Source organism: Luteolibacter pohnpeiensis (assembly GCF_016595435.1).
Lineage (GTDB): Bacteria > Verrucomicrobiota > Verrucomicrobiia > Verrucomicrobiales > Akkermansiaceae > Luteolibacter > Luteolibacter pohnpeiensis.
The window spans coordinates 1-1,381 of record NZ_JAENIJ010000118.1 but is presented as its reverse complement, the minus strand read 5'-3'; the positions used below and the strand labels follow the sequence as shown (position 1 = coordinate 1,381).

Below are 1,381 nucleotides of genomic sequence, written 5' to 3'. Positions count from 1 at the left end.
CAATCCCAACGCTGGGGCTTTTCACCGTTTGCAGTTGCCGGGCATGCATCGGTAGTTCACGGGCGGCTTTGCTGGGAAGGCAAACTGGTCGCGGCAGTGATCGAAGCAAAGCTCGGCGTCCGGCTGGATTACGCCTATTCGGGCACGGGCAAGGCTCGCAAGGTGATCGTTTCCGGGACTCTAACCGGTGAACGCAATCCACGAACCGTCGAAGGAACGGTGCAGCAGTGGGAAACCACAGGCAATGGATCTCCCTGGCGAAATCCGGCCGATTGGGACCGGCAGCTTGCTTACCGCGGATCGCGTGAATGGGCACGGCGACATGCTCCGGGCGTGATGCTCGGCGTTGTTACCGATGACGAAAATCTGGAAATGCGTAACGTGACGCCACCAGCGGAAACCCTCAGCGGAGTGGACGCTCTGAAGGCATCGACTCAACCGAGGCAGTCTGCGAAAGAGGATGCTCCCGCACCGGAGCCGCCCCCGAAACAGCCTGAACCGGAGCCAGAAGCAAAGCCCGTGCTCGATCTCGCGTCACCACGCCGCGCCTATCTTCTTTCGGTGGAAACCAAGTCGGGAGTTACGAAGACCGGCAAGGCCTGGACGCTCTACATCATTTCCATGGAACTGGAAGACGTTGGAACGATCACCGCGAACACGTTTTCCAAGTCACTGGCCGATGAAGCCCGCGATCTGATCGAGCAATCGTCCCTGGTCACGCTTGAGCAAACGCCGAAAGGCTACGAGCTGAAGACGATCGCGCCGAACGTAGAGCAAGAGGAAGGAGGCCTGCTGTGAGCACCGCCACTTTTGAAATCGTCCCGCTCAAAGTCGAAGCCGTTTCGCGAGTCACCGAGTCGAACGTCGATCAGTTCCTTGAAGCGCTCCGGACCTGGGTAGCCACGATCAATTCCGATCCGAAAACCGACGAGGATTTCGGCCAGGCAGAGATCGACGTGAAAAAGCTCAAGGAAACGCGTGATCTGATCAAAAAGGGCTATGCCGAAATTATGGAGAAGGCGACCGACATCAATCAGTTGATCGCCAAGCTCAGGGAAGGGGAGGGGGAAGTAACGAAACTTGCCCGCGATCTGGAGAAGCAAGTCAACGCAGCGAAGGACCGGATCCGCGAATCGATCGTCGATGAAGCCTTTGAGTTGTTAGAGTGCCCACGATCACAGAGTCGAAACTTCCGTGCCGATCTGGAAGCGGCGATCAAGGGCAGGAAAAAGCTCGATAAGATGCGGTCGGCGGTGAGCGACGAGTTGATGGTGCTCAATGCCCGCTTTGCCGCAAACCGTGAAATTCTCGACCAATTTGCCGAGGAACATGGAGCGCACCTCATCGCGGATCGTGATTTGTTAGAGGTCAAGTCTTCGAC

2 protein-coding genes are annotated in these 1,381 nt (G+C 57.3%); both read left to right on the top strand.

The features are described 5' to 3' along the window. Positions 1-798: recombinase family protein (locus tag JIN85_RS20450; RefSeq protein ID WP_484510790.1), on the top strand; the 798-nt coding region annotated here is incomplete at its 5' end. Continuing rightward, positions 795-1,381 (top strand): hypothetical protein (locus tag JIN85_RS20445; RefSeq protein WP_200274339.1); only part of this gene is annotated, 587 nt, incomplete at its 3' end. The genes JIN85_RS20450 and JIN85_RS20445, both read left to right, overlap by 4 nt.